Source organism: Streptococcus sp. DD13 (genome assembly GCF_001578875.1).
Lineage (GTDB): Bacteria > Bacillota > Bacilli > Lactobacillales > Streptococcaceae > Streptococcus.
In genome coordinates this window covers 465,794-481,781 of sequence record NZ_KQ969506.1, presented here as the reverse complement: position 1 = coordinate 481,781, position 15,988 = coordinate 465,794, and the positions used below count along the sequence as shown (strand labels likewise).

The 15,988-nt window shown below is 42.1% G+C and carries 7 protein-coding genes and 4 pseudogenes; 9 read left to right on the top strand and 2 right to left on the bottom strand.

Annotated elements, in window-relative coordinates; translation table 11 throughout:
* Both STRDD13_RS08185 and STRDD13_RS02130 read left to right on the top strand, forming a co-directional pair.
* On the top strand, positions 1–381 hold a 381-nt coding region (locus tag STRDD13_RS08185), incomplete at its 5' end, for a helix-turn-helix domain-containing protein (protein WP_197457141.1).
* A 99-nt stretch (positions 382–480) separates the two neighbouring features.
* On the top strand, positions 481–1,614 hold the full coding sequence (locus STRDD13_RS02130) for an ABC transporter ATP-binding protein (protein WP_067101256.1): 1,134 nt from the start codon (positions 481–483) through the stop codon (positions 1,612–1,614).
* Between the two features lie 453 nt (positions 1,615–2,067).
* On the opposite strand, the pseudogene STRDD13_RS08670 reads toward STRDD13_RS02130, so the two are convergent.
* Positions 2,068–2,145, bottom strand: a pseudogene (locus STRDD13_RS08670) (RDD family protein); the annotation flags it as partial.
* Positions 2,146–2,290: 145 nt separating this feature from the next.
* Complete coding sequence (gene plsY / locus STRDD13_RS02125; protein WP_067101253.1) at positions 2,291–2,944, bottom strand: glycerol-3-phosphate 1-O-acyltransferase PlsY; 654 nt, start codon at positions 2,942–2,944, stop codon at positions 2,291–2,293.
* Between the two features lie 192 nt (positions 2,945–3,136).
* Between plsY and parE the strand changes: the two genes are divergently transcribed.
* The 7 genes and pseudogenes from parE to trmFO all read left to right on the top strand — a co-directional run bounded on the left by parE (position 3,137) and on the right by trmFO (position 15,974).
* Positions 3,137–5,086: a DNA topoisomerase IV subunit B gene (gene parE / locus STRDD13_RS02120; RefSeq protein ID WP_067101250.1), complete on the top strand. Its 1,950-nt coding sequence runs from the start codon at positions 3,137–3,139 to the stop codon at positions 5,084–5,086.
* Between the two features lie 608 nt (positions 5,087–5,694).
* A pseudogene (locus STRDD13_RS02110) lies at positions 5,695–6,307 on the top strand (aminoglycoside 6-adenylyltransferase); the annotation flags it as partial.
* Positions 6,308–6,591: 284 nt separating this feature from the next.
* Positions 6,592–9,052, top strand: a pseudogene (gene parC, locus STRDD13_RS02105) (DNA topoisomerase IV subunit A).
* 169 nt (positions 9,053–9,221) lie between these two features.
* Positions 9,222–9,737, top strand: coding sequence for a DUF308 domain-containing protein (locus tag STRDD13_RS02100; RefSeq protein WP_067101248.1), 516 nt, complete (start codon positions 9,222–9,224; stop codon positions 9,735–9,737).
* 112 nt (positions 9,738–9,849) lie between these two features.
* Positions 9,850–11,587 (top strand): annotated as a pseudogene (locus tag STRDD13_RS02095) (ABC transporter ATP-binding protein).
* A gap of 12 nt (positions 11,588–11,599) precedes the next feature.
* Positions 11,600–13,375, top strand: coding sequence for an ABC transporter ATP-binding protein (locus STRDD13_RS02090; protein WP_067101245.1), 1,776 nt, complete (start codon positions 11,600–11,602; stop codon positions 13,373–13,375).
* A 1,261-nt stretch (positions 13,376–14,636) separates the two neighbouring features.
* Entirely contained in the window at positions 14,637–15,974 is a 1,338-nt protein-coding gene (gene trmFO, locus STRDD13_RS02080; protein WP_067101239.1) for a methylenetetrahydrofolate--tRNA-(uracil(54)-C(5))-methyltransferase (FADH(2)-oxidizing) TrmFO, read from the top strand.
* Positions 15,975–15,988: the final 14 nt, after the last annotated feature.

Sequence of the window (15,988 nt, the reverse complement as noted above, 5' to 3'; positions counted from 1 at the left end):
CAGTGGCGAAAGCTAATGGAGTCGGACCTTCAAGCTGTTTTCCAAGAGGAGCAAGCGCTACTGACAAGCTTCCAAGAGACATCTGGGACCGGTCAGTTTGTTTCTTATCCGAACCTCTTGTTATGGGGAGTCACGAATGGTGCATCTTTCCCCCTCATCCGGCGTTTTCTAAAGACTGAGATCCTAGTGAATGACGAGATGAGCGCAATCGTGGAGACACTATGGGGAAATGAGGGAAATATGGTTAAGACTGCTCAAGACCTATATCTCCACCGCAATACATTACAGTATAAACTGGATAAATTTTACCAGCGCTCTGGTTTAAATCTCAAGCATTTAGATGATTTGGCTCTCTCTTATCTGTTATTACTTGAAAAATAAGCTTTGTGCATTTTGACTAAGAGAATTGGTCGGGGTGCACATTTTAATTTTGAAAGCGCTTTGCTATACTGTAACTATAGAATAAAGGAGGAAGCTCTCATGGTAGAACTCAAATTAAATCATATCTTTAAACAATATCCAAATGCTAGTCACTATTCCGTTGAGGATTTCAATCTTGACATTAAGGACAAAGAGTTTATTGTTTTTGTAGGTCCTTCAGGATGTGGGAAATCAACCACCTTGCGGATGATTGCTGGTTTGGAAGATATTTCAGAAGGTGAGTTATACATTAATGACGAGTTGGTCAATGACAAATCTCCGAAAGACCGGGATATTGCCATGGTTTTCCAAAACTATGCCCTCTATCCTCACATGACTGTTTATGATAACATGGCTTTCGGATTGAAATTGCGGAAGTATAAAAAAGACGAAATTGATAAACGTGTCAAGGATGCTGCTGAAATTCTTGGTTTGACCGAATTTCTAACTCGTAAACCAGCAGACTTATCAGGTGGACAACGGCAACGGGTAGCCATGGGACGGGCTATCGTGCGGGACGCTTCGGTATTCTTGATGGATGAGCCACTTTCTAACTTGGATGCTAAACTGCGGGTTTCTATGCGTGCTGAAATCGCTAAAATTCATCAACGGATCGGGGCAACGACTATCTACGTTACCCACGACCAAACAGAAGCTATGACCTTGGCAGATCGGATTGTCATCATGAGTTCTACAAAGAATCCAAATGGTGACGGAACCATCGGACGCGTTGAACAAGTTGGTAGCCCTCAAGAACTCTACAATCGTCCTGCTAATAAGTTTGTTGCGGGATTCATCGGAAGCCCAGCTATGAATTTCTTTGAAGTGACCCTAAAAGGAAACCGTATAGAAGGAGAGGGTGGCTTTAGCATTGAAATCCCTGAAGGACGGGCGAAAATCTTGAAGGATAAAGGATACGAAGGTAAGAAAGTCATCTTTGGAATCCGGCCTGAAGATGTTTCTAGTGACCATTTGGCACAGGAAACGTATGTCAATGCAACGGTGACAGCTGAAGTTGTAGTTGCAGAGTTGTTAGGAGCTGAAACGATGCTTTATTTGAAATATGGTGGATTTGAATTTGCAGCACGTGTAGATGCGCGTGACTTCCACCATCCAGGTGAAAAGGTTACTTTAGCCTTCAACTCCAACAAAGGTCATTTCTTTGATATCGAAACAGAAGAAGCGATTCGATAAGAGCGTCTCTAGCGCTTTAATGAAAGCTTAATAAAAACTGGATGAATGATCCAGTCTTGAAAATGAAAAAGAATTTGCAAACAATCGATCTTGAACGGTAGACCATGATGGCCTACCGTTAAGAAAAGAAGGAGTTGCAAATTCTTTTTTTGTGTGGAAGTCATTTAAGCGGATTTCTTTTAAAAAGAAAAAGAGCCAACCATGCGGTTGACCGTTTAAAAAATTCAGGTAAATTCTCAGAATCAGCATTTAATTTTACTTTAAATCGTACTTCCAGTCTCCTCCATATAGGAAAAGTAATGCCTGGTCAGTCTTCTTTTTTACGATCCATAAGCAGAACTCTATCGCTGTCCCTTACCATACAAAGATTTGTATATTCTACGGTTCATTCATACAGTTCCTTCCTAACTATATTTGTCTCTTTCTTTAAGGATAGGATACACGATCTCTACCCTATTCTTCTTTTGGTTGGACTTGCGTATGGGCTAGCAAGTCTCCTAGATGCCTCTTATCTTTCCGAAACATCGTCATGCATTTTGCTACTGCCTCCGCATCTAGCTCCGTTCTATCATAGATACACGCCCTTCCTCGTTGCAGGTAGAGGAAGCCTATGGCAAAGAAAAAACTCTATCTATTCCTTGAAGATTTGTCTTTCTGTGAATAGATAGAGAAGTGTTTAATCATTGTTTTGTTTACGGCTTCCTTGCTGGAGAAGATTTAAGCCAAAACCAGTCGTATTTTCTTCCTTCTTTAAGATACGTCCGATATTTTCTTTGTGTCGGAAAAAGATCATAATCGCGGCCAACCAGCAAATACCAATAAAGATCCAATCATAGCTAGAAAAGAAGATATGGTAAGCTGGAAATAGAAGAGTGCTCACCATTCCCAATAAAGCAGTGGCGAGTGCGGCAAAAGAAACCATAGAAGTGAGGTAGAGAAAGACTAGAAAGGTCAATAAAACTGAAAGACCAAATAGGGGGTTGATGCCGATCAGCATACCGCACGTTGTCGCAACGGCTTTTCCGCCTTTAAATCCGGCAAAGACGGGAAAGACATGCCCTAATACAGCCGCCAAGCCAAATAAAACACGGGGAAGGTTGCCTTCCACATGAAAGAGAAGAGGAAGACATGCGGCTAAGGTTCCTTTGAAGAAATCGATGAACCAAACAGTCCAGCCGGCTTTTTTCCCAAGGATGCGCATGGCATTGGTCGTTCCGATATTTCCAGAACCGTGCTCGCGCAAATTGATATTAAAAAATAGTTTTCCAATCCACAGTCCAGTTGGGATGGATCCGATGATGTAAGCTAAGATTAGTAAAATGATTTCCATATCCTAATCATACCATAGTTTTTTTTTCGCTTCAAGCCTCCTCAAAACGCGATTAAATAGGAGAAAAGTCTAAAAAATTTTGCGAAAAAGGCTTTTTTTGTGTACTATAGTAAGGATGAATATTCAACGAAATGAAGTCGAGGCTCTCCGCTATTGGGGAACATCCTTTTCATTTCGCTATTGGAGGCTCGTTTGGCTAAAAAAGAAATTAATGTAAACAATTACAATGATGATGCGATTCAGGTATTGGAAGGATTAGATGCTGTCCGTAAACGGCCTGGGATGTATATAGGCTCTACGGATGGAAATGGACTCCATCATCTGGTCTGGGAAATCGTGGACAATGCTGTCGATGAGGCTCTCTCAGGTTTTGGATCGCAGATTGAAGTGACGATTAATCAGGATGGTTCGCTTACGGTTGCTGACCAAGGACGGGGGATGCCGACAGGACTTCATGCGATGGGGATTCCAACCGTTGAAGTTATCTTTACCGTTCTTCACGCAGGTGGAAAATTTGGTCAAGGTGGCTACAAAACATCAGGTGGACTTCATGGAGTAGGTTCTTCCGTTGTGAATGCCTTATCCAGCTGGCTCGAGGTTGAAATCACCCGTGATGGAACAGTCTACCAACAACGGTTTGAGCATGGGGGAAAACCTGTCACCACGCTAAAAAAGATTGGCACAGCACCTAAGTCTAAGTCTGGAACCAAGGTTACCTTTATGCCAGATGCGACCATTTTTTCAACAACTGACTTCAAGTTTAATACCATTGCAGAACGCCTCAAAGAATCGGCCTTTTTGCTAAAAAATGTCACCATGAGCTTGACCGATCTTCGTGGAGAGGAAGTACTTCACGAAGAATTTCACTATGAAAATGGGGTTCAGGATTTTGTTGCCTATCTGAATGAAGACAAGGAAACCTTAACGCCCATTATCTCTATTGAAGGGGAAGAACAAGGTTTTCATGTAGACATCGCTCTTCAATATAATGATGGATTTTCAGACAATATTCTCTCCTTTGTCAATAACGTTCGGACGAAGGACGGAGGAACCCACGAGACAGGGCTTAAATCAGCTATTACCAAGGCCATGAATGACTATGCTCGAAAGAGTGGCTTGCTCAAGGAGAAGGACAAAAACTTGGAAGGCTCGGATTACCGAGAAGGCTTGTCCGCTATCTTGTCTATCCTGGTACCAGAGGAACACTTGCAATTCGAAGGACAAACCAAAGACAAGCTTGGATCCCCTGTTGCTCGTCCAATTGTAGATGGGATTGTATCTGAGAGACTGACCTATTTCCTATTAGAAAATGGAGAGTTGGCCAGCAACCTGGTCCGAAAAGCTATTCGGGCCCGGGATGCCAGGGAGGCTGCTCGTAAAGCCCGAGATGAAAGCCGAAATGGCAAGAAAAATAAGAAGGATAAGGGTCTCTTGTCAGGAAAACTGACCCCGGCCCAGTCTAAAAATGCTGCGAAAAATGAGCTTTACTTAGTCGAAGGGGACTCTGCCGGTGGTTCTGCTAAGCAAGGTCGTGACCGTAAGTTTCAGGCCATTCTCCCCTTGCGAGGGAAGGTGCTAAATACAGAAAAAGCCAAGATGGCAGATATCCTCAAAAATGAAGAAATCAATACGATGATTTATACCATTGGGGCTGGTGTAGGATCAGACTTTAATCTCGAAGATATCAACTATGATAAGATTATTATTATGACCGATGCCGATACGGATGGTGCCCATATCCAGACCCTGTTGCTGACTTTCTTCTATCGTTATATGCGACCGTTGGTAGAAGCAGGTCATGTCTATATCGCGCTACCTCCACTTTACAAAATGTCAAAGGGGAAGGGGAAGACAGAGAAAATAGCCTATGCTTGGACAGATGGGGAACTAGAGGATCTGCGTCGTGAATTTGGTAAAGGTGCCATGCTCCAACGTTACAAAGGGTTGGGGGAGATGAATGCAGATCAGCTCTGGGAGACGACCATGAATCCTGAGAGTCGCACCCTTATCCGAGTGACCATCGACGATTTAGCCCGTGCAGAACGGCGGGTCTCTGTTCTCATGGGGGACAAGCCAGCTCCAAGAAGGCAGTGGATTGAAGATAATGTCAGGTTTACGCTGGAAGAAACGACTGCGTTTTAAGGAGTGTGAGTGATGAATAAGGTTGAATTGGCTTATTTTGGTTATGTTTTCTTAGTCTCATTACCATCTGCGTTTATTGCATTCTACATGAATCGTCGAAGAATCAGATTTTTAGGCTTGTACGCGCCGATCGTATTTACGTTATTCATGCTAAAGGTACTGGAATCCAACATTAGATCCCCAGACTACGGTTCTTTAGAGGCGTTCATTATTATGATTTTATATGGCTTCCCCTTGATAATAGGAGCCTTAGTCTACACACTGATTCGTTTGTGTTTCGTTTATAGGAAGAATCTGCGGAAGGGACTTTTGATTTTCCTATCCTATATCTTAGGTCCCCTATTAATTGGTCTTTTTGGTTTGTGTGTAGATATGCTATTTCAGCTGCATCATTATATATCCATAGTCATAGTCATTATTTTGATGATTCTAGTTTCTTATTTGCCACCTCTTTATCTCTACCATTTCGACCGAGATCAGTAAGACACGGAATACTTTTTGGTAGGGGATAGAGATTACTTGCTTAGCGAATGTCAAAGATGATGGATTGTTTACAATTTATAATAAAAAACAATTTCAAATAGCTCTAAGTGATGAAGGAGTGAAAGATGAGAACTGAGACAGAAATGCTTGATGCGATTTCACAGATCGCTAAATCTTTACAAGTGAAGGCTGTCGCTCTATCTGGTTCTTGGTCATCGTCGTCTGTATCTCATGCTTTTTGAAGATGGCAATCGGATTGATTTAACCCTCTGTCCTAAGGAGTCTATCCAAGAGTGGGTGGATAGTGAAGCTGATGTTACAGTTTTGAAAGATGAGAAAGGCTTATTTGTGCCCTATTCTCCAAATCCTCAACGTTACTGGACAAGCCCAGCTAGTGCGATTGATTTTGAAAAAGCCTGCAATGAATTTTGGTGGGTGTCAGCCTATGTGGTCAAAGGAATCTGTCGCCATCAAGTCATCTATGCAACGGACCATCTCTACGGTATTTGCCAACAAGAACTTTTGAAGGTCCTTGCTTGGCAGGTAACAAGTGATAGGGGAGCAGTCGATATCGGTAAAAATTACAAATATCTCTTTACCTATTTGCCAACTGAGAAGGAGAAGGAATTCTCGAATCTGCTAGATTTCTCAAGTTTAGACAAAATCACTCAGACTTTATTTGCTACGATGCAAATTTTCCACCAAGAGGCTCAATTCCTTGCTCAAAAGAGGGGTTTTCCTTTGATCAGAAAGAGGCTAAGAAGTAGATAGCTTATGCTAAGAAAAAGCTATCTACTCAATAATGAATGCATTCCCTTATTTTAAACACGTAAAATTACAGAAAGGATCCTTTGGTTACCTGGTGTAACTGAATTCCTATATATAAAAGATTACTCAACATTCTCTGAAAGGAGTTGAACACGCCCTAAATACTGTGTGAAAATGATAAATTCTCTTGTGAGCATGGCTCACTTCAAGAATTTCCTATTTTCCCTTTGCATTTTACGGGCTTTGTATCCTATATGTCCAACATTCAAAACATGTCCCTGGAGGACATCATGGGAGAGCGCTTTGGACGCTACTCCAAATACATTATTCAAGAACGGGCTTTGCCAGATATTCGAGATGGTTTGAAACCTGTTCAAAGGCGGATTCTTTATTCCATGAATAAGGACGGGAATACCCATGACAAGGGGTACCGGAAGTCTGCCAAGTCCGTCGGGAATATCATGGGGAATTTCCACCCACATGGGGATTCTTCTATCTATGATGCCATGGTGCGCATGTCTCAGGACTGGAAAAAATCGTGAGATTTTGGTCGAAATGCACGGGAACAATGGTTCTATGGATGGGGACCCACCTGCAGCCATGCGGTATACTGAGGCGCGTTTGTCTGAGATTGCGGGTTACCTACTTCAGGATATTGACAAAAAGACCGTCCCTTGGGCTTGGAACTTCGATGATACGGAGAAAGAACCAACGGTTTTACCAGCTGCCTTTCCAAACCTTTTGGTCAATGGTGCGACAGGGATTTCTGCTGGGTATGCGACGGATATTCCACCGCATAATTTAGCAGAGGTCATCGATGCCGTGGTCTACATGATTGACCATCCATCTGCCAAACTGGATAAGCTGATGGAGTTCTTACCTGGACCGGACTTTCCAACGGGAGCCATCATCCAAGGGAAAGATGAGATTCGTAAAGCCTACGAGACGGGTAAAGGACGAGTAGTGGTCCGCTCCCGAACTGAAATGGAACAACTAAAAGGTGGTAAGGAGCAGATTATTGTCACTGAGATTCCTTACGATGTCAATAAAGCTGTCCTTGTGAAGAAAATCGATGATGTGCGCGTTAACAACAAGGTCCCTGGCATTGCGGAAGTGCGAGACGAGTCAGATCGGACTGGCTTGCGGATTGCGATCGAACTGAAGAAGGATGCAGACAGTCAGACGATCCTCAACTACCTATTGAAATACACAGACCTACAAGTCAATTATAATTTCAATATGGTGGCGATTGACCATTTCACACCACGACAAGTAGGCTTGCAAAAGATTTTATCCAGTTATATCGCTCATCGTCGGGAGATTATCATTGCGCGATCTAAGTTTGATAAGGAAAAAGCGGAAAAACGTCTTCATATCGTAGAAGGCCTGATTCGTGTTATCTCCATTCTCGATGAGGTCATTGCCCTGATTCGTGCATCAGAGAATAAAGCGGATGCCAAGGAAAACCTAAAAGTCAGTTATGAGTTTAGCGAAGAACAAGCAGAAGCGATTGTAACCTTGCAACTGTACCGCTTGACCAATACGGACGTGGTGGTCTTACAGGAAGAAGAAAAAGAGCTTCGTGACAAGATTGCGACCTTAGCAGCTGTCATCGGGGATGAGCGAACCATGTACAACCTTATGAAAAAGGAACTCCGTGAGGTCAAGAAACAATTTGGCAACGACCGTCGAAGTGAATTGCAAGATGTCGCTAAGACCATCGAAATTGATACAGCGAGTCTCATAGTCGAAGAAGACACCTATGTTAGCGTCACGAGAGGGGGCTATCTCAAGCGAACTAGCCCACGCTCTTACTCAGCTTCTACCGTTGAGGAGCTTGGTAAGCGGGATGACGACGAGCTGATTTTCCATCAGTTGGCAAAGACGACTCAACACTTGCTCATTTTTACAAATCAGGGCAATGTTATCTATCGCCCGATTCACGAACTAACAGATATTCGCTGGAAGGATATCGGAGAGCACTTGTCTCAGACCATTAGCAATCTAGCCCAGGATGAAGAAGTTCTATATGCTGAAATCCGTGATGACTTTGAAGGAACAACCTATTTTGCAGCGACGAAGTTTGGCCAAATCAAGCGCCTGTCCGTCACAGAACTCTCCCCTTGGCGGACCTATAAGTCCAAGTCGGTCAAATATGCGAAGTTGAAAGACGAGCAGGATGCTGTCATAGCTATCACGCCTATTTTGTTAGACGATGTGCTACTGGTTACCCATAATGGTTATGCGCTTCGTTTTTCGATCGAAGAGGTACCAGTGGTTGGAGCTAAAGCAGCAGGTGTCAAGGCCATTAACCTCAAGGATGGGGATGTCCTACAGGCCGCCTTTGTGGCCAATACGACCTCCTTCTTTATCTTGACTCAGCGTGGCAGTCTTAAACGCCTAGCAGTTAGTGAGATCCCGCAAGCCAAGCGGGCAGGTCGTGGCTTGCAGGTCCTACGAGAACTGAAATCTAAACCTCATCGGGTCTTCCTAGCGGGTCCTGTCTTTTCAGAAAGTGGTGGGGGTGAGTTGGATCTGTTTGCGACTGAAGCAGAATCAACGGATCAACAAATCTTGGTTGTGACGTCGACAACTGGTCAGGTTACTGAAAAAAATCTGGCGGACCTCTCTTTATCGGAGCGAACCAGCAACGGTAGCTTTGTCAACGACAGTATTTCTGAACAAGAAGTGTTCAGTGCCAGAATAAACCAATAAAATGACGATTCTAAAGCTACTTTATCTGGCCTTATTTGAAATAGTTTTCATAACTAAAAAAGTCACCTTTCTGGTGGCTTTTCTTTCTCAGTGCCTGCAATCGACTCTAGGATTTGCAGAAAGGCGAGTCCTGTGGTAAACTAGCAAGTAATTTTAAAGGAGGATACACATGACATCATCCAAACAATTTTTTTCACTATTTTCAGGGATTATTTATCTTCTCATTGGTATCATCATATTTGTCAATCCTATCGATACCTTGATGAGTCTATCATGGCTGATTTCAGTTGGTCTCTTTATCCATGCTCTGAACGCCTTATTCAATTACTACAGGATGGAGACTGCTCAGCGGCAAGCCGTTTATCTACTAGAAATCGGTATCAATCTCATCTTTGCCTTTTATCTCATGACACGTGGTTTTGAAATCCTCCCTTTTGTCGTTCCAACTGCGATTGGTATTTGGCTTCTGATACAGGCTACGCTTCTTTATTTCAAGGGACGTAATCTGACCTATGTCGTCCCATTTCTTGGGTCAAATGTGAAATGGCTAGCAGGAGTTGTTTTTCTATTAGGACTCATTTTCTTTTTAAATCCTATGGGGATTAGTCTTTTCTTGATGAATTTGATTGCCCTTGCCTTTATGTTCGCGGGAATTCAGACCTTGATGAAGGCCTTGCGATCCTAAGCCGAATCTTTCTTTTTATCCGAATTTATGCTATAATAAATAAGAGAAGCGTGTGATGTCACGCTCTTTTCTATGTCTAAAAGCTATTTTAGGAAAATAAATAGGAGGAAAAATGAAGTATATTTGGTCTTATCTAAAGCGCTACCCAAAATGGTTGGTCCTAAACTTTGTGGCAGCTATCTTTTTTGTCATTGTCAATTTGGGCTTACCGACGATTTTAGCACGGATGATTGATGAAGGGATTAATGCCAACAATGCGAATCGACTGTATTTTTGGGCTTGGATCATGTTTGCAATCATTATTCTAGGTTTTTTGGGACGCATCGTCTTGGCTTATGCAGCAGGTAAATTAACAACCACCATGGTCAAGGATATGCGAAATGATCTGTATGCTAAGTTGCAAGAGTATTCTCATCATGAATATGAACAAATCGGCGTATCGTCTTTGGTAACCCGAGTCACATCAGACGCCTTTGTATTGATGCAATTTGCCGAACAAATCTTAAAAATGGGTGTCATCACGCCTTTAATGATGGTTTCAAGTGTCCTAATGATTTTTGTGACCAGTCCATCTATGGCTTGGATTGTGGCGATTTCGGTTCCTTTTCTTGGAGTGGTCGTCTACTATGTGGCTGTTAAAACGCAACCTTTGTCCGAATTACAGCAAAAAACCCTGGATCGAATCAACCAATATGCCCGTGAAAATCTCACAGGTTTGCGCGTTATACGGGCCTTTGCTCGCGAAGAATTCCAAGAAGAACGCTTTGCATCAGAAAATGAAGTATATGCGAGAAATTCAAATAAATTGTTCAAATTAACTGGTTTAACAGAACCTCTATTTGTTCAAATTATTATCGCCATGATTGTGGCCATTGTTTGGTTTGCTCTTGAGCCCTTGCGAAATGGTAGCCTTGCCATCGGGGATCTGGTGGCTTATGTTGAATATAGTTTCCATGCTCTTTTGTCTTTCCTTTTCTTGGCCAATCTCTTTACCATGTATCCACGCGCGGCTGTTTCCAGTCAACGGTTAAAAGAAATTTTGGACATGCCGATTTCCATCCATCCCAATGAAGAGGGAGTGACGGAGACAGATAGTAGAGGATACTTAGAATTTGATAACGTTACCTTTGCTTACCCTGGGGAAACAGAAAGTCCGGTCCTTCATAATATTTCCTTTAAGGCAAAACCCGGGGAAACCATTGCCTTTATTGGCTCTACAGGTTCCGGGAAATCCTCTCTAGTACAGCTTATCCCACGCTTTTATGATGTTACCCTTGGGAAGATCCTTGTGGACGGCGTGGATGTTCGAGATTACAATCTCAAGGCCCTTCGCAGGAAGATCGGCTTTATCCCTCAGAAAGCTCTGCTCTTTACGGGGACTATTGCGGATAATCTTCGATATGGAAAAGATGATGCAAGTCCTATTGAACTCAAGCAGGCAGCAGAAGTGGCTCAAGCCAAAGAATTTATCGAAAGCCGTGAAGGAACAGTTTGAAACACATCTTGCTGAAGGGGGGAGCAACTTATCAGGTGGGCAAAAGCAACGTCTTTCCATTGCGCGGGCAGTTGTCAAGAATCCTGATATTTATGTCTTTGACGATTCTTTCTCTGCTTTGGACTATAAGACAGATGCGACCTTACGCCGCCGCTTGAAAGAAGTTACTGGCGATGCAACTGTCTTAATCGTAGCACAACGGGTTGGAACCATCATGGATGCGGATCAGATTATTGTACTCGATCAAGGAGAAATCGTCGGTCGCGGGACACATGACCAACTGATGGAAAGCAATGACATTTACCGTGAAATTGCCAACTCTCAGCTCAACAGTCAGTCACTGACAGAAGAATAGAAAGGAGAAAATATGAAAAAACAATCAAGTTTCGCTCGGCTATGGACCTTTCTGAGTCTGTACAAGTTTTCGGTTTCTTTTGCTATTTTTTTGAAAATTCTCAGTGTCATCATGAGTGTTTTAGAGCCCTTTATCCTAGGTCTCGCTATTACAGAGTTGACGTCAAATCTACTTGATATGGCGCGCGGTGTAGCTGGAGCTGAGCTAAATGTTGGATATGTCGCGATGATTATGGGATTGTATTTGGTTCGAGGGGTTATTTACGAGTTGAGTTCCTATTATTCAAATTATTTCCTGACCAATGCTGTCCAGGATACGGTTCGGGATATGCGCAACCAACTGACGGATAAAATCAACCGCATCCCTGTTTCCTACTTTGATCAACACCAATTTGGCGACTTATTGGGACGATTTACAAGCGACGTCGAGACGGTTTCGAATGCCTTGCAGCAATCCTTTATGCAGATTGTCAATGCCATTTTTACCCTGATTCTCGTCATTGGGATGGTCCTTTATCTCAATTGGCCTTTGGGGATTTTGGTTACTCTTTCCATTCCTATTACCTACTTTGGAGCACGCTTTATCACTAAAAAATCTCAGCCTTACTTTAAGTTACAGGCTGACGCCTTGGGGGCCATGAATGGTTTTGTCCAAGAAAAGTTAACTGGCTTTAACATTATCAAGCTCTATGTTCGAGAGGAAAACTCTCAAGAAGAATTCCATCAGATTACTCAGCATTTGCAGGAAGTTGGATTTAAGGCTAATTTTCTATCTGGGTTAATGATGCCTATTCTAACAGCTATCTCTGACCTAACCTATCTCATGGTTGCCCTCATCGGTGGCTTACAAACCCTCGCTGGACGTCTCACAGTTGGGAATTTACAAGCCTTTGTTCAGTATGTTTGGCAGATTAACCAACCTATTCAAAATTTAACTCAATTAGCTGGGCAACTGCAAAGTGCCAAGTCCTCCTTGGATCGGATTTTCCAAGTGTTTGATGAGCCAGATGAAGTTCAAGGGGAAAATCAAGCCCTGACTCAGGACCTGACAGGTCAAGTTAGCTTCAAGAATGTTAACTTCCAGTATGTAGAAGATAAACCGTTGATTCGAAACTTTAATCTAGATGTGAATCCAGGTGAAATGGTCGCGATTGTCGGACCGACCGGTGCAGGAAAAACAACCCTTATCAATCTGTTGATGCGCTTTTACGATGTTACCAGTGGTGCGATTACCGTGGATGGTCAGGATATCCGAGACCTCAAGCGACAAGACTATCGCAAGCAGTTTGGTATGGTATTACAAGACGCTTGGTTGTATGAAGGAACGATTAAAGAAAATCTTCGGTTTGGAAATCTTGAGGCAACAGATGAAGAAATCGTCGCAGCAGCCAAGGCAGCCAATGTAGATCATTTTATTCGCACCCTCCCAGGAGGTTACAATATGGAGATGAATCAGGAGTCTAGTAATATTTCCTTAGGCCAAAAACAACTTCTGACCATTGCCCGTGCACTATTAGCTGATCCCAAAATCTTGATTTTAGATGAAGCGACTTCATCTGTAGATACGCGACTGGAATTGCTCATTCAAAAAGCGATGAAGACCCTTATGGAAGGTCGAACCAGTTTTGTCATCGCGCATCGCCTGTCCACCATCCAAGAAGCAGATAAAATCTTAGTACTTAAGGACGGTCAAATCATTGAACAAGGCAATCACCATAGTTTACTAGCTGACAAAGGTTTCTATTATGACCTTTATACAAGCCAGTTTTCAAACAAAGCAGAAGCATAATAGGAACAAATCAAACAGATGAAGGGCGTTTCTTGCTCAAGCAGTCAGTTGAAAATGTCTATATTAATAGGCATTTTTTGTTTGAATAGAAAATGACAAAAAGGGAACTAGAAATTCTAGTCCCCTTTATTTAATATATTTTTAGCTTTTTGGATGCTTTCATTTTGAATTTTTATATATTTAGTCTTATAATGGAGTTGTGGAAGGGGTTACAATATATAAAAGTAATTTAGTTTATTATTAGCAGATAATGCCAAAGACTTTTTTTAGTTTTATAAAATAGTGAAATTTATTAATCTTTTGAAGGGAGAGATCCCAATGTGTAAATTATGATTTAATTATTTGAGTGTTTGTAAAGTTATTAAAAGAAAGTGTAATATGAAATGACAAACAAAATAATTAAAAGGAGTTAGTAACAAATGCTGGACGGCAATAAACTTAAGAAATCTATTACTTCAGCAAACGAAACTCTAGGGATTTTGTTTATACTTGCATTTGTTGTAACAAAAATAGGTATATTTAATTTGTTTGATGCAATAATAGAATCATATATAATTTTTCCTATTATGTATTTAGGGTGGATTATAGTTGGTTATATGAGGCTTAAAAAAAGTAAACGGATAAATTATATTTAGCGAATCTGCTAATTAAAGGAATGCTCTTATTCTTGAGGAGGAGAGAAGCTGTTATATTAACTTCTCTCTTTTCTGTTTTATAAAAAAATTAAAATATATGATAACGACTCCTAAAACAATACATTCTTTTAGGTATTTTTGAAATGATATACAAAGTAGGTAAACATGCTTATTCAATAGGGATTTGTGGAGAGACTTGGGTAGCTGAAATAAATGAACCAGCGATTAACCAAAGGAAGTGGAAATGGATGATTTTAGGTGAGAATATGTGATAAAGGGAATGTATGAAAAACCCTTTGGATCAAGCTTTCTGATAGATGTTGATAAAGGGCGAGTAGAAACGATAAAAAGGATATGGTATAATAGATAAAAAATAAAGAAAGATTTGTGGGAGTAAAAAAGTCCGGGGGACTTTTTTAGCCTGAGCTTAGAAACAAGAAAGCGAAGGAAAGTCCGGGGGACTTTTTTAGCCTGAGCTTAGAAACAAGAAAGCGAAGGAAAGTCCGAGGGACTTTTTTAGCCTGAGCTTAGAAACAAGAGAGCGAAGGGAAGTCCGGGGGACTTTATAGGCTCTTCTTCGAATGAGTCTTGAAATTCTAACTCAATCCCAAAGAGGTATTAGTGTCATGTCTCAATCTTATATTACGGTCATCGGGGCTGGTTTAGCAGGATCCGAAGCAGCCTATCAAATTGCCAAGCGGGGCATTCCTGTTAAATTGTATGAAATGAGAGGAGTCAAAGCCACTCCGCAACATAAAACGAGTGATTTTGCGGAATTAGTCTGCTCCAATTCCTTCCGAGGAGATAGTTTGACAAATGCTGTCGGCCTTCTCAAGGAAGAAATGAGGCGCTTAGATTCTATTATTCTACGAAATGGTGAACGACATCGGGTTCCTGCTGGTGGGGCCATGGCGGTGGACCGGGAAGGTTATGCTAAGGCTGTTACCCAAGAGATCGAAACCCACCCTTTGATTGAAGTCGTTCGCGAGGAAATCACCGAAATTCCAACAGACGGCGTCGTCGTCATCGCAACAGGTCCTCTGACCAGTGACGCTTTGGCTGAAAAGATCCATGCCTTAAATGGCGGAGAAGGGTTTTATTTCTACGACGCAGCGGCGCCAATAGTAGATGTCAACACAATCGATATGGACTTGGTTTACCTGAAATCGCGTTATGATAAGGGAGAAGCAGCTTACCTCAACGCCCCTATGAACAAAGAGCAGTTCACCCGCTTTTATGAAGCCTTGATTGAGGCAGAAGAAGCTCCTCTTAACTCTTTTGAGAAGGAAAAATATTTTGAAGGTTGTATGCCCATTGAAGTCATGGCTAAACGAGGCATCAAGACCATGTTGTATGGACCCATGAAACCAGTTGGTCTCGAATACCCGGAAGATTACAAGGGACCAAGAGATGGGGATTACAAGACACCTTATGCCGTTGTTCAGCTACGCCAAGACAATGCTGCGGCTAGTCTTTATAATATTGTCGGATTTCAGACCCACTTGAAATGGGGAGAGCAAAAACGTGTTTTTCAGATGATTCCTGGATTGGAAAATGCTGAGTTTGTTCGATATGGAGTCATGCATCGAAACTCTTATATGGATTCTCCAAATCTTTTGGAACCCACCTTCGCAACAAAGAACAATCCCAATCTTTTCTTTGCAGGTCAGATGACGGGTGTAGAAGGGTATGTCGAATCTGCTGCTTCAGGACTAGTCGCTGGATTAAATGCAGTTCGCCGTTTTCGAGGAGAAGATCCTGTCGTCTTTCCAGAAACCACTGCAATCGGTTCTCTTCCTCATTATATTACCCATACGGACAGCAAGCATTTTCAACCAATGAATGTTAATTTCGGGATTATCAAGGAGTTAGACGGTCCACGGATTCGGGATAAAAAAGCGCGATATGAAGCCATTGCTGCGCGTGCTTTAGCGGATTTAGAAGCTTACCTAACGATCCAATAATAAAAAAGAATTCT

What these genes read in the sequence shown, in the direction of transcription:
- STRDD13_RS02130 (WP_067101256.1), top strand. Translation starts at nt 481, where the DNA reads ATGGTAGAACTCAAATTAAATCATATCTTTAAACAATATCCAAATGCT.
- trmFO (WP_067101239.1), top strand. Translation starts at nt 14,637, where the DNA reads ATGTCTCAATCTTATATTACGGTCATCGGGGCTGGTTTAGCAGGATCC.
- plsY (WP_067101253.1), bottom strand. Translation starts at nt 2,944, where the DNA reads ATGGAAATCATTTTACTAATCTTAGCTTACATCATCGGATCCATCCCA.
- STRDD13_RS02100 (WP_067101248.1), top strand. Translation starts at nt 9,222, where the DNA reads ATGACATCATCCAAACAATTTTTTTCACTATTTTCAGGGATTATTTAT.
- STRDD13_RS02090 (WP_067101245.1), top strand. Translation starts at nt 11,600, where the DNA reads ATGAAAAAACAATCAAGTTTCGCTCGGCTATGGACCTTTCTGAGTCTG.